Source organism: Riemerella columbipharyngis (assembly GCF_900101995.1).
Taxonomy (GTDB): domain Bacteria; phylum Bacteroidota; class Bacteroidia; order Flavobacteriales; family Weeksellaceae; genus Riemerella; species Riemerella columbipharyngis.
In genome coordinates this window covers 12698-37846 of the sequence record NZ_FNAS01000012.1, presented here as the reverse complement: position 1 = coordinate 37846, position 25149 = coordinate 12698, and the positions used below count along the sequence as shown (strand labels likewise).

At 36.5% G+C, this 25149-nt stretch carries 20 protein-coding genes and 1 tRNA gene; 6 read left to right on the top strand and 15 right to left on the bottom strand.

Annotated features, from left to right (window positions below; translation table 11 throughout):
* Positions 1 to 185 precede the first annotated feature (185 nt).
* The 7 genes from carB to BLS89_RS07215 all read right to left on the bottom strand — a co-directional run bounded on the left by carB (position 186) and on the right by BLS89_RS07215 (position 8820).
* Positions 186 to 3365, bottom strand: coding sequence for a carbamoyl-phosphate synthase large subunit (gene carB / locus BLS89_RS07245; RefSeq protein ID WP_092737020.1), 3180 nt, complete (start codon positions 3363 to 3365; stop codon positions 186 to 188).
* A 13-nt stretch (positions 3366 to 3378) separates the two neighbouring features.
* Entirely contained in the window at positions 3379 to 4056 is a 678-nt protein-coding gene (locus BLS89_RS07240) for a DUF6261 family protein (protein ID WP_092737018.1), read from the bottom strand.
* 309 nt (positions 4057 to 4365) lie between these two features.
* Positions 4366 to 4830, bottom strand: coding sequence for a hypothetical protein (locus tag BLS89_RS07235; RefSeq protein ID WP_176763269.1), 465 nt, complete (start codon positions 4828 to 4830; stop codon positions 4366 to 4368).
* A gap of 28 nt (positions 4831 to 4858) precedes the next feature.
* Positions 4859 to 5932 (bottom strand): glutamine-hydrolyzing carbamoyl-phosphate synthase small subunit, encoded by a 1074-nt coding sequence (carA, locus tag BLS89_RS07230; protein ID WP_092737014.1) that lies wholly within the window; start codon positions 5930 to 5932, stop codon positions 4859 to 4861.
* A gap of 57 nt (positions 5933 to 5989) precedes the next feature.
* Positions 5990 to 6892, bottom strand: coding sequence for an aspartate carbamoyltransferase catalytic subunit (locus BLS89_RS07225; RefSeq protein WP_092737012.1), 903 nt, complete (start codon positions 6890 to 6892; stop codon positions 5990 to 5992).
* A gap of 220 nt (positions 6893 to 7112) precedes the next feature.
* Positions 7113 to 7838, bottom strand: a complete 726-nt coding sequence (locus BLS89_RS07220) for an SDR family NAD(P)-dependent oxidoreductase (protein WP_092737010.1) — start codon at positions 7836 to 7838, stop codon at positions 7113 to 7115.
* Positions 7839 to 7848: 10 nt separating this feature from the next.
* Positions 7849 to 8820 (bottom strand): polyprenyl synthetase family protein, encoded by a 972-nt coding sequence (locus tag BLS89_RS07215; protein ID WP_092737009.1) that lies wholly within the window; start codon positions 8818 to 8820, stop codon positions 7849 to 7851.
* A 176-nt stretch (positions 8821 to 8996) separates the two neighbouring features.
* Between BLS89_RS07215 and pncA the strand changes: the two genes are divergently transcribed.
* Positions 8997 to 9602 (top strand): bifunctional nicotinamidase/pyrazinamidase, encoded by a 606-nt coding sequence (gene pncA, locus BLS89_RS07210; RefSeq protein WP_092737075.1) that lies wholly within the window; start codon positions 8997 to 8999, stop codon positions 9600 to 9602.
* A gap of 77 nt (positions 9603 to 9679) precedes the next feature.
* On the opposite strand, the gene BLS89_RS07205 is transcribed toward pncA, so the two are convergent.
* Together BLS89_RS07205 and purB are read right to left on the bottom strand one after the other, a co-directional pair.
* The gene (locus BLS89_RS07205) at positions 9680 to 13372 is read right to left on the bottom strand and encodes a phosphoribosylformylglycinamidine synthase (protein ID WP_092737007.1); all 3693 of its coding nucleotides are present in this window, start codon (positions 13370 to 13372) and stop codon (positions 9680 to 9682) included.
* A gap of 85 nt (positions 13373 to 13457) precedes the next feature.
* Entirely contained in the window at positions 13458 to 14885 is a 1428-nt protein-coding gene (purB, locus tag BLS89_RS07200) for an adenylosuccinate lyase (protein ID WP_092737005.1), read from the bottom strand.
* Between the two features lie 200 nt (positions 14886 to 15085).
* On the opposite strand from purB, the gene BLS89_RS07195 reads away from it, so the two are divergent.
* Positions 15086 to 15159: transfer RNA gene (locus BLS89_RS07195), tRNA-Arg, on the top strand.
* Between the two features lie 813 nt (positions 15160 to 15972).
* Here BLS89_RS07195 and BLS89_RS11215 read toward each other — a convergent pair.
* From BLS89_RS11215 to gldD, 5 genes are all read right to left on the bottom strand, one after another.
* On the bottom strand, positions 15973 to 16101 hold the full coding sequence (locus BLS89_RS11215) for a hypothetical protein (RefSeq protein WP_262501484.1): 129 nt from the start codon (positions 16099 to 16101) through the stop codon (positions 15973 to 15975).
* A gap of 222 nt (positions 16102 to 16323) precedes the next feature.
* Complete coding sequence (locus BLS89_RS07190) at positions 16324 to 16863, bottom strand: phage virion morphogenesis family protein (RefSeq protein WP_092737003.1); 540 nt, start codon at positions 16861 to 16863, stop codon at positions 16324 to 16326.
* 115 nt (positions 16864 to 16978) lie between these two features.
* On the bottom strand, positions 16979 to 18196 hold the full coding sequence (locus BLS89_RS07185; RefSeq protein ID WP_092737001.1) for a phage minor head protein: 1218 nt from the start codon (positions 18194 to 18196) through the stop codon (positions 16979 to 16981).
* 113 nt (positions 18197 to 18309) lie between these two features.
* On the bottom strand, positions 18310 to 18957 hold the full coding sequence (locus BLS89_RS07180; RefSeq protein WP_176763268.1) for a phage portal protein family protein: 648 nt from the start codon (positions 18955 to 18957) through the stop codon (positions 18310 to 18312).
* A gap of 360 nt (positions 18958 to 19317) precedes the next feature.
* Complete coding sequence (gene gldD, locus BLS89_RS07170) at positions 19318 to 19938, bottom strand: gliding motility lipoprotein GldD (RefSeq protein WP_262501483.1); 621 nt, start codon at positions 19936 to 19938, stop codon at positions 19318 to 19320.
* A gap of 85 nt (positions 19939 to 20023) precedes the next feature.
* Between gldD and BLS89_RS07165 the strand changes: the two genes are divergently transcribed.
* The gene (locus BLS89_RS07165) at positions 20024 to 20932 is read left to right on the top strand and encodes a CorA family divalent cation transporter (RefSeq protein ID WP_092736995.1); all 909 of its coding nucleotides are present in this window, start codon (positions 20024 to 20026) and stop codon (positions 20930 to 20932) included.
* 576 nt (positions 20933 to 21508) lie between these two features.
* Here BLS89_RS07165 and BLS89_RS07160 read toward each other — a convergent pair.
* Positions 21509 to 22573, bottom strand: coding sequence for a 3-oxoacyl-ACP synthase III family protein (locus BLS89_RS07160; RefSeq protein WP_092737073.1), 1065 nt, complete (start codon positions 22571 to 22573; stop codon positions 21509 to 21511).
* 114 nt (positions 22574 to 22687) lie between these two features.
* Between BLS89_RS07160 and BLS89_RS07155 the strand changes: the two genes are divergently transcribed.
* From BLS89_RS07155 to porT, 3 genes are read left to right on the top strand one after another with little or no spacing between them, the layout of a single operon-like run.
* Positions 22688 to 23257 (top strand): hypothetical protein, encoded by a 570-nt coding sequence (locus BLS89_RS07155; RefSeq protein WP_092736993.1) that lies wholly within the window; start codon positions 22688 to 22690, stop codon positions 23255 to 23257.
* 18 nt (positions 23258 to 23275) lie between these two features.
* Positions 23276 to 23998, top strand: a complete 723-nt coding sequence (ubiE, locus tag BLS89_RS07150) for a bifunctional demethylmenaquinone methyltransferase/2-methoxy-6-polyprenyl-1,4-benzoquinol methylase UbiE (protein ID WP_092736991.1) — start codon at positions 23276 to 23278, stop codon at positions 23996 to 23998.
* 40 nt (positions 23999 to 24038) lie between these two features.
* Entirely contained in the window at positions 24039 to 24803 is a 765-nt protein-coding gene (gene porT / locus BLS89_RS07145) for a type IX secretion/gliding motility protein PorT/SprT (RefSeq protein WP_092736989.1), read from the top strand.
* The last annotated feature ends 346 nt before the right edge of the window (positions 24804 to 25149 follow it).

Genomic DNA, 25149 nt, shown 5'->3' with positions numbered 1-25149 from the left:
TTGTTTTTAATTGGTTTTCTTTTCGTTAATTATTTTCTGAAAGGTCTATATCTTTCATTTTTTGGAAGGCACAAATATACATATTTTTTTGACCATCTAAAAAACAAAAGACACTGTGGCAAACAAAAAGAATCCCGATTTTTTTTGATTTTTTCGGGATTCTTTTTAACATATTTTATAGTGAATTACATAGACTGCATTTGGAAACTCATACTTTCTATTACTTTTAAAATAGCTTCTACTGTGTCCATAGAGGTAAGGCACGGAACTCCGTTTTCTACCGACATACGGCGAATCTGGAAGCCATCGCGTTCAGATTGTTTTCCTTTCGTCATCGTATTGACCACATATTGCACTTTCCCTTTTTGTATCAAATCAATTAGGTTAACATCTTCCTCACCAATTTTGTACCCTACTTTGCAAGGAATACCATGCGTTTCAAAATATTTAGCTGTTCCCTCCGTTGCCCAAATTCTAAAACCTACTTGGTGGAAACGCTTGGCAAATACAGCGGCTTCTTCTTTATGCTTGTCCGCCACCGTAAATAATATTGAGCCATGTGTTGGCACTTTTCTTCCCGCTGCAATTAATCCTTTGTAAAGTGCTTTTTCTAGCGTAATATCTTTACCCATCACTTCGCCAGTAGATTTCATTTCAGGACCTAAAGAAATATCCACTTTCGTCAGTTTAGAAAATGAGAATACGGGTACTTTTACAAATACACCTTCTTTTTCTGGCACTAATCCATTATCATAGCCTAAATCTTTTAGTTTTTGTCCTAAAATGATTTTCGTAGCGAGGTTTGCCATAGGCACATCGGTAATCTTTGAGAGAAACGGCACCGTTCTAGAGGAACGCGGATTCACTTCTATGACATAAACTTGATTTTCAAATAGCACATACTGAATATTCATCAAGCCTTTTACATTTAAGCCTTTCGCTAAGCGTTCAGTATAGTCTACCAAATCGCGAAGACACTTTTCATTGATATTTTGTGGTGGGTATACCGCAATAGAGTCGCCAGAGTGAACCCCTGCGCGCTCTATATGCTCCATAATACCAGGGATAACCACCGTTTCGCCGTCTGAAATGGCGTCTACTTCTACCTCTTTCCCCACCATATATTTGTCAATTAAAACAGGATGCTCCGGACTGGCTTCTACGGCATTTTCCATATAATGAGCCAATTCTTTTTCATTATATACGATTTCCATCGCTCTACCTCCCAATACATAGCTCGGGCGTACCAGTACGGGATAGCCAATTTCATCGGCAATTTTTACGGCTTCTTCTTTGGAGGTAGATGTTTTACCCTCGGGCTGCGGGATATTGAGGCTTTGCAAAGCTTTTTCAAATTTATCGCGGTTTTCGGCACGGTCTAAATCTTCCAAAGACGTTCCTAATATTTTGACATTGTGTGCTGCGAGTTTATCGGCGAGGTTAATAGCAGTCTGTCCGCCGAACTGCACTACTACCCCCTTAGGTTTTTCCAGCTCTATGATATTCATCACATCTTCCTCCGTAAGAGGTTCGAAGTAGAGCTTATCCGAAATAGAGAAGTCCGTAGATACGGTTTCTGGGTTGTTATTAATGATAATCGCCTCGTAGCCCATTTCTTTAATTGCCCAAACGGAATGCACCGTAGCATAATCAAACTCCACACCTTGTCCAATTCTGATAGGTCCAGAGCCAAGCACAATCACTTTTTCTTTGTCAGAAACTATGCTTTCATTTTCTTCCTCATAAGTTCCATAGAAGTAAGGCGTTTCGCTTTCAAATTCCGCAGCACAAGTATCCACCATTTTGTATACGGGCATGATGTTATTCTCTTTCCTTAGATTAAAGACTTCACGCTGTGTGATGCCCCAATGGTAAGCGATATTAATATCGGAAAAGCCTAAACGCTTCGCCTCTTTTAAAACTTCTAAATCCATCTTGTTCTCGGTGATGGTGGTTTCAAAATCGACTATTTTTTTAAGTTTCCAAATGAAGAATTTATCTATTTTACTCCATTCCATGATTTTCTGCCAATCAAAACCTCTACGCAATGCCTCGCCGATAATAAACAGTCGCTCATCATCACAAACCTTGATGCGTCTTTCTATATCTTCCTCGGTAAGAGCTTCGGCTTGTTTCTTTTTTAATCCCAAATGGCGAATACCCGTTTCTAAGGAACGAATGGCTTTCTGCAATGATTCCTCAAAATTTCTGCCAATGGCCATCACTTCGCCTGTGGCTTTCATTTGGGTTGAGAGACGGCGGTCGGCGGTTTCAAATTTATCAAAAGGGAAACGCGGAATTTTAGTAACTACATAGTCCAACGCAGGTTCAAAACACGCATAAGTTTTACCCGTTACGGGATTCATAATTTCGTCTAAGGTGAGACCTACTGCGATTTTTGCTGCAATTTTTGCGATAGGATACCCCGTTGCCTTACTTGCCAAAGCTGAAGAACGCGATACCCTCGGATTAACTTCTATGACATAATAATTGAAAGAATGAGGGTCTAACGCCAGTTGAACATTACAGCCACCTTCGATGCCCAATGCTCTGATGATTTTCAGGGAAGCGTTCCTTAGTAATTGGTATTCTCTGTCGGATAGCGTCTGAGACGGTGCTACAACGATGGAATCCCCCGTATGCACGCCCACAGGGTCTATATTTTCCATATTGCAGACCACAATGGCGTTGTCATTGGCATCTCTCATCACCTCATACTCTATCTCTTTGTAGCCCGCAATAGATTTTTCAATAAGACATTGTGTAACAGGGGAATATTTAAGCCCCAGCTCAGCAATTTCTTTTAGTTCGGTTTCATTGGCAGCGATACCGCCTCCTGTTCCTCCCATGGTAAAAGCAGGACGAACAATCACTGGATAACCAATCCTTTCGGCAAATTCTAAAGCCCCTTCTACGGTATTGACGATATCGGACTCCGGTACAGGCTCTCCCAAATCTTTCATTAAAGCACGGAATAAATCTCTGTCTTCCGCTTGGTTGATGGCAGAGAGTTTCGTCCCCAATACTTCTACCTTGCACTCCTCCAAAATCCCTGATTTTTGAAGCTCTACAGCTATATTAAGCCCAGTTTGTCCTCCAAGGGTCGGCAGAAGCGCATCAGGTCTTTCTTTCCTAATGATTTGGCTCACAAAATCTAGTGAAATGGGTTCTATATAAACTTTATCTGCAATTTCCTTATCTGTCATTATAGTAGCAGGGTTAGAGTTAATGAGAATTACCCTGTACCCTTCCTCTTTCAGCGATAGACATGCCTGCGTCCCCGAATAATCAAACTCCGCTGCCTGCCCAATAATGATAGGTCCTGAGCCTATCACCAAAATAGTTTTTATATCTGTTCTTTTCATTATACTAATGGCTTTATAGTTTGGCTTTTCTTATAGTTTCGTTAAGATTATTGGCAAGGTTGGTATATCCTGTTTCACCATTGATGAGTGCTAGTGCGTTGATGGTTTTAACAAGGCGAGAAAATACTTGGTTCATTTCCTTTCTTGTTTTCTTAGATTTGCCTACTTCTATAGCGCCACGCTCTTGGTTTCGGCTGTTGTAGAGTTCGGTAAATTTTTGGTTAGAGGCGGTAAGTGCAGTAATCCACTCGGTAGCCCCTATAGTTTTTAGTTCTTCTTTGTAGGGACTCTGTGCAAAGTCTTCCAAAAGATTGGTAATAATTCCAGTCTCTTCTTGTAGTGCTTTGCTTTGTATATTTTTGCCATATTTTTCTACCGCTAAAAGTAAACTTTTTGCGGCTTTACTTTTGGCTTCATTGGGGAAGTTCACAAAGGCTCGGCAGTGCATTTGTAGCCCTACTAAAAGAGTATCTCGGGTTTCATCTTCTTTCTGAAGTGCTTCGGTAAAGGTACTTTTGGTAAGTGGTTTTAGGGCTTCATCTAGGGCGGTTAGTTTGTCATCAAACTCGGTTTTTATATTTTGTAGTTGAAGGGTTTCCAAGTTTTCTTGCTCTAGAAAAGTTTTTACACTTTTCATCACTTGGTAAAACTCCATTAGCCTTACTTTGCTTAAACTTAATTCTTTTATCATTTTTATATTTTTTATTAGTTATTTTTAAATTATAAATACCTTATAAAGTGGCGACAGTTACTCTTTTTTATTTTTAAACCTGTCGCAGTATAGAAATTGTATTCTTCATCATTTTTTAATACCGCCACAGTCTGCAGAGGGATTATTTTTTTGTTTTTGCTCCTATTGCCTTCTGCGATAGGTACTAAAACTAAATTTTAACTCTCTACTTCTATTGCGACAGAATGATTTTAATTTTTTTGAAGTTATTGCCATTTTCAGAAAACTGTTATCTAAGTAAGAGTAGAATATTTTCTACTACCTATAATTCTAAACCTCTATCTTAATAATATCTAATAAGCGTTTTATTTTCTTTAAAATCAAAAATGGCGTTAATATCATACCCACAAAACTTGCCAACACATATTTTACACAAAAATAAATTAACCATCCAATAAGTGGAAGTGCCAAAAACATATTAGGTGTAATATTGCTCAAAAATTTCCAACCATTATAGATAGACAATCCTGCATAAAATGCAGTAAACCATAGAGAAATATAAACATTATCTGTAGAAGGCATAGATGATGTAAGGACATAAGCTAATACCAAAGCAAACATAAACATCCATACAAAATCTTTAATAATTTCTCTTTTTTCTTTCTTTATTCTATTCACATTACAATACCTACAAATAGGGATTGTATAAAGATTGGAGCAATCTACACATAATCCTCTATTACAATCTATACAAGATGCTACACTTATAATTTCAGGATGATTATAACAGTTCATATCATATACTTTATTTGTTAAACCTTATTTACTTTTTCCATTCTTTCATCATCTCCACAAATTCATCAAACAAATAGTTGGCATCTTCTGGACCAGGACTGGCTTCGGGGTGGTATTGTACCGAAAAACATGGGTGGATTTTATGCCTTACCCCCTCGTTGGTTCTATCGTTAAGTGCGATGTGCGTTTCTTCCAACTCTGTATTTTTTAGACTCTCTTGGTCTATCGCATAGCCGTGATTTTGAGAAGTAATAGCCACTTTCTGCGTGCGGAGGTCTAACACAGGGTGGTTTCCTCCACGATGCCCAAATTTAAGCTTAAAAGTCTTAGCGCCACACGCCAAACCGATGACTTGGTGCCCCATACAAATCCCAAAAATAGGGACTTTGCCCAATAGTTTCCTTACCGTTTCGTGGGCATGGGGAATGTCTTGTGGGTCGCCAGGACCGTTGGACAGCATAATGCCATCGGGTGCCATCATAAGAATTTCTTCGGCAGTGGTATCGTGAGAAACCACTGTAATATCGCAGTTTCTTTGTGAGAGTTCTCGGATAATGCCCAGTTTGGCACCAAAGTCCATTAACACCACTTTAAAACCTCTATCAGGTGCTGCAAATGGCGTTTTAGTAGATACTTTTTCTATTTGATTGGTGCTTAGTGGCTGAGTTTTTAGTGCTTCTATAACTTCGCTATCGTGGGCATCGGCATTCACGATTTTACCTTTCGTTACGCCTTTGGTTCTAAGAATTCTGGTGAGTCTTCGGGTATCAACGCCAGAAATTCCTGATAAGCCTTTTTTCGTAAAAAACTCATCTAGCGACATCTGCGAGCGGAAATTGGAAGGTAAATCACAAATCTCCTTTACAATAAGTCCTTTAATAGAGGGCTCTATACACTCGTAATCATCTCGGTTGATGCCATAATTTCCAATTAGTGGATAGGTCATACACACGATTTGATCGCAGTAGGAAGGGTCTGTCAGTAGTTCTTGGTAACCCGTCATCCCAGTATTGAAAACCACTTCGCCCGTTGTATCTTCATCACACCCAAAACCAACGCCATAAAAGACTTCCCCCGACTCTAATATTAACTTTTTTTTCATTTGAATTTTTATCAGATTTTATTAAATTTTTATGTAAGAATGAACTAAATTTCGCAATTATTCTTTTATTTCTTCAAAAGAAACTCCTTTTTGTTCCAAAGCATATTTTAGTATTGCCATTCTGGCAAAGACGCCATTTTGCATTTGCTTAAAAATGCGTGAGCGTTGGCATTCTACCAAATCGGTATCTATTTCTACGCCTCTATTGATGGGTGCTGGGTGCATAATGATGGCATTAGGTTTCATTTTTTGTTCTCTTGCTTTGGTAAGCCCATAGTTTTTATGGTATTTATCTAAAGAAATTTTCATTTTTTCGCCGTGGCGTTCGTGCTGAATTCGTAATAGCATTAGGACATCTACTTCTTTTATCATATCATCAAGAGACATATAATTTCCGTTGATAAACTCCGCCTCGTCAAACCAATATTCGGGTCCCGAAAAATAAACTCGGGCTCCCAATTTCCTGAGTGCTTCGGCATCGGAGTTTGCCACTCGGCTGTGCCTTACATCTCCTACAATTCCTACTTTCAGCCCTTTGAATTTACCAAATTCTTGTTTTATGGTCAATAAATCCAACAAGCACTGGGAGGGATGGTTGCCGGCACCGTCTCCGCCGTTGATTATCGGTATTTTTATTCCTTTCAAATCTTTGTAATAGGCATCTTTCTTATGACGGATAACGACTAAATCTACGCCAATGCTTTCAACCGTTTTTACCGTATCATAGAGGCTTTCTCCTTTGTTGACAGAACTCGTAGTTACATCAAATGGAACTACATTGAGCCCCAATCTACGCTCTGCAACATCAAAACTGGTTTTAGTTCTGGTGCTATTTTCAAAAAATAAATTAGAGACATAGATTTCCTGCTCGGCTTTTAGAGTTTTTCCGTTTGCGAAGTCTTCGGCTTCTTTAATAAGTTTGTTTAGTTTTGCAACACTCAAATCTGAAATTGTAAGCATATCTTGTTAATTTTTAGCAAAAAAAAACGAAACCCAAAGGCTTCGTTTAAATAAAAAAAAATTATTCTGTTTAGAGAGGCACCCTCTAATGTTGTCATTATAAAAAATATATTCTTATCCGCGAGATACATTGTTGCAAATTTAATGTATATTTTTCAAATCACAAAAACACTTTTTTATTTTGTGAATAACTTTTGACAAAATATTGATTATTAAAGTTTTATAATTTCAATTTCTTAAAAATAAATTCCGGAATATTTCGTATAATAAGCATTATCGCCCACCATATCGGCAGCACATAGATTTCATTTTTCTGTCTCTTATATCCTTTGTAAATACAGTTTGCAGCTTGTTTCGGCGAAGCTGTGAGTTTAGGATTCAGGGGCATTCCTTCTGTCATTTTTGTATCCATAAATCCCGGTTTTACCGTTATTACATGGACTTTTTTATCAAAGAGATAATTCCTAAGTCCGCCTAAATAAGCCGTAAGCCCAGCCTTGGCACTGCCGTAAATAAAATTACTCTGCCGTCCTCTGTCTCCTGCTACTGAAGATAATACAATCATCGTCCCGTTTCTGCGTTCCTCCATTTTCTTAGCAAAAAAATTAAGAACAGGGACTAGCTTAGAATAATTTATACTAATAATCTTCTCAGTATTTTTTAGATTGTAAAGCCCGTCTTCCACACTCATTCCCAAATAACCTGTAGCACAAAAAAGCAAATCTGAATCCACAGACTCCAATTCTAAAAAATCGACAGAGTTCATTAAATCCAGTTCCATTACCTTGCTCTGCTGAAGATATTTTACCTCTATATGCTGTGCAAATCTTTTTGTACTCTCTGCATCCGAAGTCAGGAGATAAAGCATTTCATACCTCTTTCCTTCGGATAATATTTTTTCCACAAAAGCTTGTGCTACTTCAGAATTACTTCCTAATACTATCATATTTTCGATATTAAGATTCTCTTTTTAGTAAATAATTTGCTAATTCTACAAAAGAGTGTTTTTTGTTTTCCGGCAGATTGATTTCTTTCAAGCAATCTTGTCCAAGCTTATTGTGTCTTTGTATAAGCCTTAATACTCTTTCATCTACCTTTGTCCTTCTGAAGATTTTTTCTACTCCATAGACTTTATCCACATTATCTGTTTTTTTGGAATACCAATAATGAAGTTCCTTTTCTTCTTCTTCGGTAGCATTTTCTAAGGCAAGGAAGTAGAGTGCTGTTTTTTTGTTTTCGTAAATATCTCCTGCGTGTTTTTTTCCAAACTGCTCCATATTCCCAAAGACATCCAAATAATCATCCATAATCTGGAAAGCAATACCTATATGCTTACCGAAGTTATACAAGGCCTCCGCTTCTTTGTCCGACGCACCGGCAATCATCGCTCCTATTTTAAGAGATGCCGCACTCAGCACTCCGGTTTTATAGGTAATCATTTTGATATAATCTTCATAAGTTACCTTCTCGTCTGTTTCAAAATTGACATCCATCTGCTGGCCTTCACAAAGAACAGCTCCCGTTTCGGAAAACAGCTGAATACATTTTTTAAAAAGCTCCGGCTCCAAATCCTCAAAAAACTGATAGGCTTTTATAAGTAACGCATCTCCCGAAAGTATCCCCACATTGATGCCATGCAAAGTGTGGATTGTAGGTTTGTTTCGGCGTAGAGGAGCTTCATCCATAATGTCATCGTGTATCAAAGTGAAATTATGGAAAAATTCTATTGCAAGAGCCGGTTTCATCGCCTTGTTCATATCACCATCGAAAAGCTCGCATCCCATAAGAACCATTATTGGTCTGAGGCGTTTCCCTCCGTGAGAAATGATATAATTCATCGGTTCGTAGAGTTCTTTCGGCTGATTCTTGAAAGTATATCTTTCTATCGCCTCTGCTACAATATTTTGATAGTCATCTAAAAAGTTCATATATAAAAGGATGATTTATTTGGGACAAAAGTAAGTTTTTATAAGCTATTATACAAAAAAACTCAATACAACCATATTCTATCGGTAGTACCCAAGCTGCTTTTTTTATATTCCCTTTTGAAAAAAGTATTTTTATGTTATTTTTACCTCCGGATATTATATTAAAATTACAGAAGATGAAAAAAGCCCTTATCGTGGTAGATGTGCAAAATGATTTTTGTCAAGACGGAGCCTTAGAAGTTCCTTATGCCAATGAAATAATCCCTTATATCAACGAACTTACCAACGGAAACAGCTATGACGAGATTATATTTACCCAGGACTGGCACCCCTCCGGACACAAGTCTTTTGCTTCTAACAACAGAAGAAACGTAGGAGAAAATATCATCCTAAATGGCATTCCCCAGTTTATGTGGCCAGATCATTGCATCCAAAACACCTTTGGAGCAGCATTTCACAAGGATTTAGATATCAGTAAAGGTACACATTTCATTAAAAAAGGGACTAACATAGAATTTGATAGTTATAGTGCATTCCAAGACAATAATGCCTTTGTCAAAACAGGATTAGATGTTTTTCTAAAAGACAGAGGAATAGAATTAGTAGAAATATGCGGCTTGGCTTTAGAATACTGCGTAAAATACACTTGTTTGGATGCCGCTAAATTAGGGTTCGTAGTCTGCCTGCATTTCCAAGGAACAAGAGCTGTAAATGTACGCCCGAATAATGGCAGAGACACTATATATGAACTTTTAGAGAATAAAGTTTCAATATTAGGATAAAGCCCTAATAAAATCTATTTTTCATCAGAAAAAACACCACTTTATGTGGTGTTTTAATATTTTTAATAAACTTTTTATCACATAAAGTATTCTACGCCGTTGCGGAAAATATTATGATAGTTGGCTTCCGGTATGTTTTTCATCAAGCCGTTAGCAAATCGCTCGGGGTGCCCCATTCGTCCGAATATTTTTCCACAAGGGCTCGTAATTCCTTCTATTCCAAATAGAGAATTATTAGGATTGAAAGGCATTCCGTGTGCTACTCTTCCCTCCAAATCTATGTACTGCGTAGCAATTTGCCCTCTATTGTACAAAGAAGCAATGACCTTTTCAGATGCCATAAACCGTCCCTCTCCGTGCGAAATAGGAATGTTATAAATTTCTCCTTTCATACCTTTGAGCCAAGGGCTTTGGTCGCTAACTACCTTAACCCTAACCATCTGTGAAATATGTCTGCCAATAGCATTATGGGCTAATGTAGGGGAATTTTCGTCCAAATCTCTGATTTCTCCATACGGCAGAAGTCCCGATTTCACTAATGCTTGAAAGCCGTTGCATATCCCTATAATCATTCCATCTCGCTCCAAAAGACGATGCACAGCTTCCCTCATAATTTCGTTTTTCAGCACATTGACAATGAACTTTGCAGAGCCGTCAGGTTCATCTCCTGCCGAGAATCCTCCTGAGAACGCCAATATTTGAGATTGGTCTATTTCCTTAGCCCAAGTCTCTATACTCTCTTGTAAATAGTTGTGGTCAAGATTTACCAAAGGCTTCATTGCCACTTCTGCTCCCTCTTTTCTAAAAGCATTCAGCGTTTCATATTCACAGTTTGTACCGGGAAATACAGGTGTAAATACGCGAGGTTTAGCAATACTATGTTTTTTAATAACGACCGCCTGAGGATTTACCATATTTTCTTTTTCATCAATGTCAATCACTATTTTCTCCCTTTCAATAGTCGGAAACAATCCTTCAAAAGTACCCGTCCAAGCAGATTTTAATTCATCAATATCAAAAATATGGTCATTTATTTTTAAGAAAGAATTATCGATAACTTCACCTATTTTAGTTAAATGAGGATGAGAAAGCTCCGATGAAGTTTCAAGAACCAACGCTCCTATATTATTCCAAAACAGCTCGTTTTCATCTACTTCAATATCTACCCCTAAGCCGTTTCCGAAGCTCATTTTTGCCAATGCTACGGCGATACCGCCTTCTTTTATGGTTTTAGCAGATACAATATTTTGATTTTTAATGTTTTGATGGATAAAATCAAATACAAATTTTAAGGTTTCATAGTCCGGCATTCCCTCCTTATTCGGCTGGTGGCGGTAATAATAGATATAATTGCCGGCTTTCTTTAGTTCCGGCGAGATGATATGTTCTTTCTTGCCATCAGCACACGCAAAAGAGATAAGCGTTGGCGGCACATTAATGTCTTTGTAAGTTCCGCTCATAGAATCTTTGCCCCCGATAGCTGCTAAACCTAAATTCATTTGAGCATCATAAGCTCCTAATAATGAAGCCAATGGCTTACCCCATTTCTGAGGATTAGTTCCTAATTTCTCAAAATATTCCTGAAAACTCAAGCGGATATTTTGATAATCGCCTCCCATTGCGACTATTTTGGCAACGCTTTCTACTACAGCATAAGAAGCGCCGATAAGCGAATTTTGCTCTGACTTAAAAGCATCAAAGCCCCAAGATGCCAACGATACCGTTTTCACATCTTCAGCCCCCAGTATAGGAAGCGTCTGCACACTGCCCTCCATAGGAGTCAGCTGGTATTTACCACCTAATGGCAATGCCACGGTAGTCCCTCCCACAGTAGAATCAAACATTTCTATCAATCCTTTTTGAGAGGCTATATTTTTATCTTTAAGAAGATTTATAAAATTCTCTTTATTGAAAGGTATTACTTCATCATTCGGCGTCCTAAGATGCTCCACAGAAACTTTCTGGGATTTCGGACAACCATTAGTATCTAAGAATTCACGACTTAAATCTACTATTTTTTGTCCTCGCCAAAACATTTGCATACGACCGGAATCTGTAACCTTAGCCACCTCCACAGCTTTAATATTCTCCTCTTCGCAAAATTGGATAAAAGCCGTTTTATCCTCCTCGGAAATAACTACCGCCATACGCTCCTGAGACTCCGAAATGGCGAGCTCCGTACCATTGAGCCCCTCATATTTAAGCGGCAAGACATCTAAGTTTACCTCTATGCTGTCAGCTATTTCTCCGATGGCAACAGATACCCCTCCTGCCCCGAAGTCATTAGATTTTTTGATCAATCTTGTTGCCTCCGGATTTCGGAATAAGCGTTGTATTTTGCGTTCTTCCACTGCATTTCCCTTTTGTACTTCTGTAGAAAGCGTGTGGATAGAGGTTTCGTCTTGCTCCTTAGAGCTTCCTGTAGCACCTCCTACACCATCTCTACCCGTAGCACCCCCCAATATCATCACAACATCTCCCTGCTTGGGCTGCTCCCTTTTTACCCAATTTTCAGGGACTGCTCCCACTACAAAGCCTACTTCCATTCGTTTAGCTTTGTATCCTTCGTGATAAATTTCAGAAACCTGAGTCGTTGCCAAACCGATTTGATTACCATAGGAAGAATAGCCGTTGGCAGCTTGTTTGGTAATGGTTCTCTGCGGTAATTTTCCCGAAATAGTCTGTTCTATCGGTTCTAATACATCTGCCGCTCCGGTAAGTCTCATTGCCTGATAAACAAAAGAACGCCCGGACAAAGGATCTCGGATAGCTCCTCCCAAACAAGTGGAAGCCCCTCCGAAAGGCTCTATTTCCGTAGGGTGATTGTGGGTTTCGTTTTTGAACAAAAGATACCAAGGCTCTGTTTTTCCATCAAATTCAGCTTCTATCTTTATGGTACAAGCGTTGATTTCATCAGAGATTACGAGGTTTTCTAATTTTCCTGTTTTGTGGAAATATTTAGCACATACCGTCGCTAAATCCATTAGCGAAATAGGTTTTTGTTCCCTTCCTAAAAATTTTCTTTTTTCGATATAATCCTTAAAAATTCGGTCTAAGGTTTCCTGAAACGCTCCATTGAATTTAATGTCTGTAAGGGCTGTCTCAAAAGTGGTATGCCTACAATGATCACTCCAATAAGTATCCAAAACTTTCAGCTCTGTTTCTGTAGGACACCGCCCCTCCGATATGAAGTAGCTCTGAATATGCTGTAAATCATCTAATCCAAAAGAAAAGCCATGACGATTATAGAATTGAGCCAATTCTCCTTCGTTCAGTTCATTAAAATCATTATAGGTGATTATTTCATCAGGAACCTCCTCTTTTGGAATTTCAAGAACGGACAAATCTTTCTCCTGAGACTCCACTTTATTGATGAGCAAATGTTTCACCTTTTCCATATCTGCCTTATCGATGCCTTTCAGCTCTATAAGCTTTCCGCTTCTCACTTTGGTATTATCCTTTCCTGTAAGTAAAGCAATGCATTGTCTGGCAGAATCGGCCCTTTGGTCGTACTGTCCCGGTAAAAATTCTGTTGCAAACCACTCGTTTTTTGCAGGGTTCTGATAATGCAATACATCCGTAACAGGATCCGAAAAGGTATTATTTACTACTTTGGTAAAATCATCATCACTCAACCCGAAAACATCATATATATTGTAGACTTTTACTTCTTGAATATGAGCCACCACGCTTTTAATTTCATCAAAAACTTTAGGGCTTTCAATATCAAAGATTCCTTTCTTTTCTACGAAAATTCTTTTATTAGACATTAATTTACAATTTGAATATTAAATAATTGGTAAATAATTTGTTTCAGCATATAATAAAAATGCAGCCCGTGAAGACTGCACAAATTTATACTTTTAAATCTGATTCTAAGCCTATAAGCTCCGAATATTTATCCACAATAGGTTGAGCTTCATTTTTCACAAATTCCTCTATCTGGATTGGTGCAAAACCAATGAAGTTTTTAGGGTTAAGCACTTCCGCTAATTTTGATTTGTCAAGTTTAAGAGAATTATCATTCATAATTCGCTCTATCAGGTCATTTTCTTTGCCTTCCATTTTCACTTTTTTACTTGCCTCCATAGAGTGAACTCGGATGGTTTCGTGAATTTCTTGGCGGTCGCCCCCAGCTTTTACTTCTTCCATGATGATATACTCGGTCGCCATAAACGGCAATTCCTCCATAATATGCTTATTGATACGATTTTCGTAAACAACCAATCCATTCATTATATTATTCCAAATAAGCAATATCGCATCTACAGCTAAAAATGCCTGCGGTATTGCCAATCTTTTGTTTGCAGAGTCGTCCAAAGTTCTCTCAAACCATTGTGTAGCTGCTACCATAGCAGGGCTGGAAGCCAGAGATATCACAAATTTGGAGAGTGCTCCTATTCTTTCGGACCGCATAGGATTTCTCTTATAAGCCATAGCCGAAGAGCCTATTTGATTTTTTTCAAAAGGTTCTTCTATTTCTTTAAGATTTTGCAAAAGCCTTAGGTCATTCGTAAACTTATGTGCCGACTGAGCAATGTTTGACAATAACGCCAAGACCTTAGCATCTACCTTTCTATCATAGGTTTGCCCCGATACGCCAAATACATTATCAAAACCAAAACGCTTAGACAATTCTTTATCCAAGGTCTTTACTTTGGTGTAATCTCCGTTAAACAATTCCAAGAAACTCGCGGCTGTACCGGTAGTTCCTTTCACCCCTCTAAACCTTAGGGTATCCAAAAAAAACTCTAATTCTTCAAAATCTAAGATTAAACTCTGTAACCATAGCGTAGCCCTTTTCCCAACTGTCGTGAGCTGTGCCGGCTGAAAATGCGTAAACCCGAGCGTTGGCATATCTTTATATTTCAGGGCGAAATCAGACAATGCCTTAATTACATTTACAAGTTTTTTTCTAAGAATTAAAAGCCCGTCTCTCATCTGGATAAGGTCTGTGTTATCCCCTACAAATGCAGAAGTAGCACCTAGATGGATAATAGCCTTAGCCGCAGGTGCCACATCTCCGTAAGTATGGACATGTGCCATCACATCGTGCCTGAATTTCTTTTCATACTCGGCAGCCTTTTCGTAATCTATATTGGTAAGATTATCTTTCAGTTGCTGGATTTGTTCATTTGTAATATTTAGTCCGAGTTTTTTTTCTATTTCAGCAAGTGCTATCCATAGTTTTCTCCAATTTTGAAACTTATTGTCTGGCGAAAAATTATAGAGCATTTCCGAGCTGGAATAGCGTTCTTCCAAAGGATTTTTGTAAGTTTTCATTTTATACTTTTTAATGATGCACAAAAATAAGGATTTTTAGTCAATAATAAAACCTTATTTTTCCTTTTATATACCTACTACAACAAAACCATAACCAGCTGATATATTTAATGTTAAAAAATCCCAAATATTTTTACTCAAAAAAAAGTAAAATTATAGAGATAATAAATAAAATTTTGTTATATTTGCAGTCCGAAAACGGACGCGTAGCTCAATTGGATAGAGCGTCAGATTACGGCTCTGAAGGTTGAGGGTTCGACTCCTTCCGCGTTCACAAAAGCGAGAATTCTTTTTATAACATAAAGATTCTCGCTTTTTTTTAATCAAAGATATTCAAAGCATTAGGGGATAATACTGATAAAATCAGTAAACAAAAAACAATATACTTTGTCTCCATTTTTGTCCCCAATAAAATTTTCTGGGACAAATAATACTTCTGCCATTCAAAAAGGAATGGTATGATAAGAATTCAAAACGCATATTTAAAGGAGTTTCATAGTGCTACTAAATCAAACATAGCAATGAAACATTCTTTTTTCTTAAGGATTATAAAGATAAGTCGGGCAAACATCAAATTTACTTAAATCTTTACACAGCATATAAAGAAAAGATGGTTAATCTTAAATATTGACATCTAAAGAATTAAAATAAAACAACATCATTCACACAGAATAAATTTATCTCTGAATGAAGTGGAATTGATGAAAGAATATTATAAATTGTAAGGAAAGGATGATACCCACCAATTTTAGTGAATACGTCAGATGTTACAACGAATATGAATAGTAATGTATTGTCAATGAGCTTCTAAAAATGAGTAAACAGTTAAGTGAAGTAAAAATACACAATGAAATCCAAGCTATAATCTGTCCAATACGAGGGAATAGCTACAAAGTATCTTCAGAATTATTTGAATCAGTTTTTAGTCTTGGAAAAGATTAGGTATTGTACACAACTGTAATAGTCACTACTTAGTGATCGATAGCGTTAAAAAATAACTAATAAATATTTTCAAAAAAAACTTTATTTCCTCTTTTTTAATTTTCAACAAGTGTTTCTAAATGTTTTTCTTTTACCATTCATTGGGTTACTGTCCAAAAAAGTCTTCATTGGGGTTTTCTCTTAGCAATATTTTTCTGTATACGTTCTCCTCAAAATTATAGTAATTCGGCCAGCTATTGAAATCTAACTCCAATTCTTCAATAGTTTTATTCACTAAATTCCTTTATTACAAGTTTTCTTCTATAAATCTCTTATAATGGTTATTCTACTCCTTGCTCTTAAAGTTCTTTAAACCTGAAGAAGCTATCTCGGAAATATACCATTACTTTACCCTAAATATTGTACTAATTCTAATATACCTTTGTTCTTGATAATTTTTTATTGTGTTGTCATATTTTTTAATCTGCTTTAAAGTTAATATTTTTTATCTCAACCGTCAGAGTAAGTCTTGACTAATCCAGTTTAATTGTTTTCCCGCTTGTTTGATTTGTCTAATGATAATACTCCGTATCTTTCTGCCCAATGCCGCACTATTGCCAATGTATTGGCGTTTTGGAATATGCACACTTAAAAAATCTTTTTTTGTGAGTGCCATATTCTTGTAAAATTCCTCACCTGTTTTTTTGTGCATTGCCCAGAAGTATTTACGCATTTTGGGGGTTACGGGTATGGTGATATTACCACCCTCGTTATGTATAGCAGCATAGGGAATACCCTCGCCTGCGGAAATAATAACCTGCTCAAAATCTGCACGGCTTATTTTAATGCTATTTTTGAGGGTATAGGAAAGCGAGAGCATTTTATGGGGGAGAGTATCTTTTCGCTTAGGCCAAGCGATAAAAGAATTAGCCGTAAACCCCTCCTTGATAAAGCTTTTCATAAAGTGATTGCGTGCTTGTTCCGCTACCCTTTGGGGTAGACCTTGCAGCATTTCTTCTGCCATTTTCATAAAATCCGGTACTTGATTTTCTTCCATTTTAAAAAGTTTTTAATGGTATTTTAAAAATTATTTGTATATTTGTAGCGTAATGCGAAGCGATTCGCGACGTAAAATGCAAGAACCCCGCCTACCGCATTATAAAAAGACAGATTTATTCTGTCTTTTTCTTTTTAAAATCTTCACGCTTATATATTACAGCTTTTCCATTTTTATCTATCAATATAATTTCTTTTATGGTTGGGAAATTCGCATCAAATCTAAATCTTGATTTTAAATCATTTAAAATCTCCTCCTTGTCGGCTTTACTATTTTTAATATTCAATACAACTTTCTCACAAGCTTGCTTTTGTGCTTTCCTCAATAGATTTTTTGTATTGGCATTCTCTGGAGCTTTTCTATCTGCAATAACTCCATTTATCCTGTATTCCGGATTTTTATGGTCTAAAATTACACGACTGTCTAAATGGGCTTCAATATCTATAGAGTATTTTAGCTGGTCTGCCATCCGTTTAGCATCTATAAAATTATCCTCAAAATCGGCTGGGTCTGCAAAAGGGCTTACCTTTACCTGTGCACCATTTTCAGCGGTGTATGCTATTTCTTTGGCAGCTGCAAGTTTGCTATATTCAAAGGCTTTTTTGGTTTCGCTACCGGCGTTTTTAAAGAGTGCAAAATATGGGTGCGGTTTGCCTTTGTTTTCGGCGGTTTCCTTAAATATTTCGCCACTTATACCTACATTGCCCCTAAATTCTTTGGGCATTTCCTTTTCGTTTAGCGTAGGTATATCGTTCTCATTGGTTGGTTTCTCCGCTGTCTGCACCACATAACAACGGCAACGCCAGCCATTGGGTGGGTAATGCGTTTTCCAAAAATCGCTATCCAAAGGAGCTATAATACCATTTAACAAGCGGTGCGGTTCTCTTACCCTATTATCACCTTGCGTTTTGTACTTCAAATTTGGATACAAATCTTTGTTATTTTGATACTCGTCCCAATTGGCCGCATGGTAGCCTGCTTGCTTGGCGGTTTGCCACTCTGCCTGTAGGTAGTTTTTGTTGTATCGTGGGTTGAGTTTCAATACCTCGTTTTTGAAGCTGTCAAAGGTTTCGCCTTTATTGGAGTTTAATATTTGGTTAATTTCTTCCAGCAGGGTATAAGTTTTCGCACCAGAGAATTTAAACAGATTTTGCCGCATTTTCAGCGTTTCCGGACTAATGCCATTGGTTGCGCCGTGTACCTTGAAATTAGAGCTGTCAAATCCCTCTGTAAAACCGCCTTTCAATTCTTCGTAAGTGTTTAAAATGTAGGCATTGTCCAGCTCTCCGGCTTTGAGTTTCCCCTCGTACCTGTCCTGTGCTATTTTAGCCATCACTTTTAGCCAATCCGACAAATCCAAAGCGGCGTTAAAGCGGTCAATATCGCTCTGGCATGTATCACAATCGCAATGCTCTCCGTGATAAAGATTGGCTAAAGCTCGGTGAGTTAATTTGAGTTGCCACTGGGCGTTTTTGTCATTTTTTTTTTAGGCTCTCCCCCCTCAAAGGCTGGAAAAGAATTGTTTTTGATGCCTAAAATTTTAAGCCCTGTTATCTCCTCAATTTGCTCGGGGTCAAATTCAAATTGATTGCCTAATTTTTGCACCATTTCGCAGACTTTATCGGCGGTTAGGGTTTCCTCTTCATCCCAGTCAAAATAAAGATTTTCTAAGGGTTTATATACTGGAGATAGTTTTACCAATAACGGAATCAGCTGTTTATTGACAATAGATTTAACCCAAATCCTATCCGAAGTAAAACGGGCATTCGCCAGCTCGTACTGCACTTCCACAGAACCTACAAAGCCTTTTTCATCGGTCAAACCTGTGCCACCAAGATAGCGTTTGGATATTTCGTTATCGGCCCTTTTGATTAAAGTATCGAAAGTCTCCCCACTATTGGCGTTGGAGAGGTTAGGAATATCAAATTTTTCACCCCCACGCGCAATCATAAAGCCATTGCGCTTGAAATGCGTTGCCATCTCAAAAAGTTCCATCATACGGCTGTCGTCCTCTCGGTCAGTGGTTATAAATAAAGGCGGAACACCGTATTTGTCTATAAAATCCAGCCAAGAACCCAAACCTTTTGACACCATCAATTTTATTGAGCATTTAATAGAAGAGAAAACATGTAATAAAGACGATATAGTAATCTATATCGGGGACAGTTTAACAGAAAATGGATATGATTTTTTTTAAATGATTTAGTAAAGATTATTCTTTTTTGGTAATTAAAATCCCCCAATATTATTATCTATTGTTCAAAAATTTCAAGAGAATTATTTATATATATCATTTAAAAACGAAATAGAGTATGGTGAAACATTTTAATAGAGGAACTATATTTATAAGAAAAAAAATGATTTATCAATAAAAAAACACCAAATAAAAATAGAAATTTATACACAATATTGACTTTCAAATAGTCTTTTTTTTAACATCTGTTCGGATTAAATCTACTGCTGTTTCCATTGAAAAGTATCTATCAAATGCTGAAGATCATTTTTAATGTAATCTACCGCTGGTGCCAAAGAATCTGGTTTGGGTCTGGTATTAAAACTCAAATCTCCGGTAACGAAATATTTTGTACTATCCGTAATATAAAACTGTACATTAGAGGCAGTAGGACCACTTAGTATATAAAAATTACCATAAACTTTTTTCTTGGGAAAACTAAAAGATTGCGTTTGTATGGAAGTTGCTTTTATTGTGTGTTTATAGACCATTTTTTCGGACTCTTTAATGTGTGCCTCCAAATCATTTTTCAGATTAAAAAAAGTCATAAAAACATAAGCATTCATTTTAGGATAAGAAATATTATACCAGCCGGTATTTTTACCTTTCGCTACTTTAGCAAAATGAGAATATTCAAAAACAAAAGGCAATTCTCCGTCAAAAACCTGATATTCCGGTTTTGGATACTCCAGCCTAAGCTCACCTTTAGGCTTCGGAAAGGGCTTTTCGGAACACCCCGCCACCAAAAACATAAATAGTAAAAAAGCACCATACTTTAGCATTTTGCAAAGATAACGAATACCGTGATATATACCAACGGCATAATATAAAAAGAATTTCATTTATGTTTCCTAATTCCCATCTGTTTTCATCAACATAAACAGCATATAATATCTTCCTTATTTATATAATTTATATTTTTGTGGTATGGCAATAAAAATACTTTTCCAAACAGAATCCGTAGAATGGATAGATGTGAAAGCTCCTACCAGAGAAGACCTCCACACACTACATTCTAAATACAACATAAATAGGATGTTACTGGAGGATACCATCGACCCCAATCACTTTCCAAAATATGAAGAAGTAGACGGCATAAAATTTTTCCTCACCCGAGAAAATGTGCGATTAGAGCGAAAAACACTGAACGGCATTAACGACATCAGCACAAAATTGGGCTTTTTTTTGGTAGAAAAAACCATCATTACCGTTCATAGAATCAAAAGCAAAAGCATATCGGAGCTTCAAGGAGAAATTGCACAAAAACAAAATTTGTACAAAACCATCACTCCTGAAAAACTTGCACTGAAACTCGCACTGAAAGTAATGAAATCATACGATGATGAGAGCAAGAAACTAATGTCTAATATAGATAAAATAGAAACCGATATATTCCTTAAAAATAAATCTCAATATAACCCCATTAGACCTCTTTATAAAATAAAAAGAAAGGCAGGTCTCAATATGAGGATTCTCAGTATGTCTTCCGGCTGGATTAGCAGCTTCCGAAAACTGAATTTGGAAGATGTAGAAATAATGGACCTAATAGACAAACAAAATGATGTAATACAAGACTTTGACCATATTAACAACCAAACAGCCAACCTCATTTCTATGTATATTGCACTATCTGACCAGAAAGCCAATCAGGTAATGAAGCTGCTCGCGATATACTCTGTTTATTTTCTTCCTATTACCTTTATAGCAGGAGTATACGGAATGAATTTTGAGATAATGCCAGAGCTTCATACCCGATATGGTTATTTTATCACTCTGGGAGGTATGCTGCTAATTGTTTTAGCAACATTTATCTATATTAGACGAAAAAAATTTTGATATTCTAAGTTCTCTTTTATAGCTTGTTTAAAAATTAAATTCTAATAATTTGTATAATATAAGATTTTATTAAAAACTGATTACCAGTTTTTCAATATTGATTTTTCATAGCCACATATAAATCAATAAACCAAACTGTAGCAACAACAAAAAAATACCCAATAAATATTACTAAGATATGGTAGTATTTATATAATAATATACTTTGAATTTTAACAATAGAAAATAAAAAAACATCTGGAATATCATTATACATATCGTAAAAACAGCCTTGGCGGATACTCCTAAATGATTTTTCAAATTGAAAACTCGTTTATTACTACAAGTAAATGTAAAAAAGTTTGATTTATTCAAAATTAAAAAAAAGATTACAAAGCGTATTTTTTAATGATTTGATAAAGACAGAATACTATCCAGTAATTACGAGCTTATGATAAAAAATTCAGAAAATAAAGATAAATTATCTTGAACTCAAAATTTAAACAGGCTCTTAGTTTTTTTGAAATCATATAAAAATAAAGACTTTATCAATAAGATAAAGCCCTTCTATTTTCAATATTTATATCAAATCAAGTATTAATATCTATACACAATGGCATTGATATTCATTCCTGCTCCTACAGAAGCAAATACGATATTATCTCCTTTCTTGAAACTATGCCCTTCCATTTTCCCTCTTTTGATAAGGTCAAACATTGTAGGAATAGTTGCTACTGAAGAATTTCCAAACTCCTGAACCGTCATAGGAGATATATTCTGGTCGTAAGATTTAATTCCATAGAGCCTGTGCAGGCGGTTGATAATCGCGTGATCCATTTTTGCATTTGCCTGATGGATAAGGATTTTGCTAATATCGCTGATGGTAAGTCCCGCTTTGTCTATCGTATTTTTGATGGCATTGGGAACATATTTGAGTGCAAATTCATATATCTTGCGTCCCCTCATTCTAACAAATTGGCGTTCCACACAATGGTTCAAGTTAAGAGAAGGTCCTGTCTCTAGGTATGAAAGTTCCTCTCCATTGAAACAGATTGTACTCTCGGAAATAATGCCGTTGTCACTATCCTCAGAAGCCGTAACTACTACCGCACCCGCTCCGTCTGCAAAAATCATTCTGTCCCGATCATAAGGATCCACCGTTCTGGAAAGTACCTCCCCTCCTACTACCAAAATGGTTTTTGCTTTACAGGCTTTGATTAAAGTATCGGCTAAGCTCATTCCCTCTACCCAGCCCGGGCATCCAAAAATCATATCATAGGTGATACAATTTAGGTTTTTGATACCTAATTTATTTTTAAGTCTTGCCGCAGTATTAGGCATAAAGCTCGGTATTCCATTTGAGGTAACCTCTCCAAAATTAGTCGCATAGATAATATAATCTATCTTTTCTCTGTCTATGCCCGCATCCGAAATAGCAGCCTCCGAAGCCTTTGCTCCCAAATCAGAATTAGATTCAAAATCTTCGGCATAGCGTCGTTTTTTTATTTCTGTTATTTCTATAAATTTATTTACAATTTCATCATTCGGCTTATCTATACGCTGATGATTATCATCATAAAAAACAGCATCCATAAACGACGAAGCATCTATCACCCGCTGCGGAACATAGCTTCCGGTACCTATTATTACAGTATTTGGCATATTCATTCTAAATTGATGTGCAAATTTAATCATTTTAATATTAATATATAAAATCATCTCTACTTTCATTTTGCTTACCTCGTCCTTTTCGTTTACCTTTGCAAAAATTTTTGTATGAAAATGTCAGCTTCACAAAAAGGTCTTTTCATTGCTATTTTAGCTTTTATAATGGCTTTTGCAATCTATTTTTTATTCCTAAAAAAGAAAAACGATTACTTAGTGGACAATCCCACGCCGAACACCTATTATTTCAAAATCAATAACGGTGGAGAAATAGTAATCGCCGGCGGACAGTCTGTAAAAGTGAACCTAAAAAACGGAAAAAATAATATCGCCGTATTTAACGAACAGAAAAAACGTCTTTATGATTCTTCCTTTGATGTAAGCTCCGTGAGAGGGCTACTCAATATAGCACATCAAGATTACTATGTAAATCGCCAGTACTATGGATACGGTCTCAACAAAGACTCTCTGATAATGTCTATGAACAAAGTAATAATAGACGGAAAACCCTATCACAGTGACGTGAAACATTACAACAAACTCTATATAGAAGATTTTTACTATAATGTGAACGAAGACTATGATGCCGTTATAAAAAATATACAAAAAATAGAGTCCCGAACTAAAATATTCAGGAAACAAGACTTCATAGACTACTACAAAGAAAATATTAACCTATAAAATAAAAAAACATTTATTTTGAAACAGCAAATAACTCCCTATAATACAGATGCCGGAAAAAAAAGAGAGGTAGAAAATATGTTTGACAACATCGCACCTAAGTACGATATGCTCAACCATCTTTTCTCTATGAAAATAGACACCCTATGGCGGAAAAACCTCGTAAAATGGATGGAACAAGACCACCCGAAAGAAATATTAGATGTGGCTACCGGTACAGGTGATCTAGCTTTAGCCCTTTGCAAAGGACTGAAAACAAAGGTAGTAGGACTGGATTTATCCAAAAAAATGCTGGATATAGGAGTAGAAAAAGTAAAAAAACAAAAACTGGAAGACAGCATCACGATGATAAAAGGCGATGCCGAAAATCTGAGTTTTGAAGATAATAGGTTTGATGCGGTATCATCGGCTTTCGGCGTAAGAAATTTCGAAGACCTGGAAAAAGGTCTGTCCGAGCTTAGGCGTGTGGTAAAGCCAGGCGGTAGCGTCTATATCTTAGAGTTTTCAAAGGTAGAGGGTATCCTCAGTCCGTTCTATATGTTTTATTTCAAAAACATTCTTCCTGCCATAGGAAGAGCTGTATCTAAGGACAGCCGTGCCTATACTTATCTTCCGGATTCTGTGAACGCATTCCCTTACGGCGAAGGATTTAAAGAAATACTACTATCCTTAGGTTTCAAAAAAGTAGAATACAAAAAACAAAGTTTCGGCATTGCTACAATCTACAAGGCTACAAAATAAAATAAATAAAACGTAGTTATTAGAATCAAAAAGAAGTGTTATGAAAAAAATATTTGTTTTAATATCATTGGCAGGTTCTTTCTATGCCTCGGCACAGCTGTTCAATATAAAAGACCGTATGGACAATTTAGAAAATTTTGACAATCAAAAACTAAGCTGGGGATTTTTTCTAAATTTTGGACAAAATGATTATAAAATAGTACTCGACCCTAAATATGGAAGCCGAGGTAATAAAAACTTAGTTTCTTCTAAACCTACCTATAGCTTTGGAGCCGGACTAATGGGGAAAATGAGAATCAATGATAATTTTGATTTAAGATTGGAACCTGGTCTGCAATTCATCGAAAGAGAACTAAAATTTGACACTCAAAGCAATGACCAATACGCCGCCAATGATTCTTTCGAAACAAGAGTTTTATCCAAAGAGGATATGGAAAAACGCGTAAAAGCCACTACTATAGATGTCCCACTATTATTAGAATATCATATAGACAGGTGGTACAACTCCCGCCCATATATGGCCGCAGGATTGAACTGGATGGTCAATCTGCAATCCAACGAAAAAGATGAAGACGACAACCAAACAGCTTCTGTATTTCGAAGTACTACACAAAACTTTGGGTATTCTGCAGAGATAGGTGTTCAATTTTATTTTGATAAATTTAAGCTCACTCCTGCATTTAGAGGTACTTTTACTATCAATAACGAACTGGTGAAAGACAACCCTGGTACGCCGCCTTATTGGGCATCAGCCATCAATACAGCCAAGGGAAGAAGCTTTATGTTTATCTTAAAATTTGAATAAAAAAACAGCAGCTTTCGTATAGTCTATATTTTAATTTCATCGGATATAAATAATAGAAAACAATACGCTGAAGGTGAGGCTTATACCTGATAGAAAAATAAATAGGTATCTCTAAATATTTCTTGTCTCTATCGTTTCGTAATATTATTTATCTACCACAGAAACAACGACTTGGAAACCTCAGAAGAAATCGCAAAAAGGAATATTATCTAAATATTTCCCTGACTATTAGCCATCATAATTTTCTATTTGTTTAAGCTAAAAACAATTTAACTTTTATTTTCATTAATAATAAAATTGTATATTTGCATAGATAACATAAAAATTATATTTAACCTTATTATTA

Bases quoted from the DNA above. Each gene is read 5' to 3' on its own strand.
- carB (WP_092737020.1), bottom strand. From the start codon at position 3,365: ATGAAAAGAACAGATATAAAAACTATTTTGGTGATAGGCTCAGGACCT.
- BLS89_RS07240 (WP_092737018.1), bottom strand. From the start codon at position 4,056: ATGATAAAAGAATTAAGTTTAAGCAAAGTAAGGCTAATGGAGTTTTAC.
- BLS89_RS07235 (WP_176763269.1), bottom strand. From the start codon at position 4,830: ATGAACTGTTATAATCATCCTGAAATTATAAGTGTAGCATCTTGTATA.
- carA (WP_092737014.1), bottom strand. From the start codon at position 5,932: ATGAAAAAAAAGTTAATATTAGAGTCGGGGGAAGTCTTTTATGGCGTT.
- BLS89_RS07225 (WP_092737012.1), bottom strand. From the start codon at position 6,892: ATGCTTACAATTTCAGATTTGAGTGTTGCAAAACTAAACAAACTTATT.
- BLS89_RS07220 (WP_092737010.1), bottom strand. From the start codon at position 7,838: ATGATAGTATTAGGAAGTAATTCTGAAGTAGCACAAGCTTTTGTGGAA.
- BLS89_RS07215 (WP_092737009.1), bottom strand. From the start codon at position 8,820: ATGAACTTTTTAGATGACTATCAAAATATTGTAGCAGAGGCGATAGAA.
- pncA (WP_092737075.1), top strand. From the start codon at position 8,997: ATGAAAAAAGCCCTTATCGTGGTAGATGTGCAAAATGATTTTTGTCAA.
- BLS89_RS07205 (WP_092737007.1), bottom strand. From the start codon at position 13,372: ATGTCTAATAAAAGAATTTTCGTAGAAAAGAAAGGAATCTTTGATATT.
- purB (WP_092737005.1), bottom strand. From the start codon at position 14,885: ATGAAAACTTACAAAAATCCTTTGGAAGAACGCTATTCCAGCTCGGAA.
- BLS89_RS07190 (WP_092737003.1), bottom strand. From the start codon at position 16,863: ATGGAAGAAAATCAAGTACCGGATTTTATGAAAATGGCAGAAGAAATG.
- BLS89_RS07185 (WP_092737001.1), bottom strand. From the start codon at position 18,196: ATGGCTAAAATAGCACAGGACAGGTACGAGGGGAAACTCAAAGCCGGA.
- BLS89_RS07180 (WP_176763268.1), bottom strand. From the start codon at position 18,957: ATGGTGTCAAAAGGTTTGGGTTCTTGGCTGGATTTTATAGACAAATAC.
- gldD (WP_262501483.1), bottom strand. From the start codon at position 19,938: ATGAAATTCTTTTTATATTATGCCGTTGGTATATATCACGGTATTCGT.
- BLS89_RS07165 (WP_092736995.1), top strand. From the start codon at position 20,024: ATGGCAATAAAAATACTTTTCCAAACAGAATCCGTAGAATGGATAGAT.
- BLS89_RS07160 (WP_092737073.1), bottom strand. From the start codon at position 22,573: ATGCCAAATACTGTAATAATAGGTACCGGAAGCTATGTTCCGCAGCGG.
- BLS89_RS07155 (WP_092736993.1), top strand. From the start codon at position 22,688: ATGAAAATGTCAGCTTCACAAAAAGGTCTTTTCATTGCTATTTTAGCT.
- porT (WP_092736989.1), top strand. From the start codon at position 24,039: ATGAAAAAAATATTTGTTTTAATATCATTGGCAGGTTCTTTCTATGCC.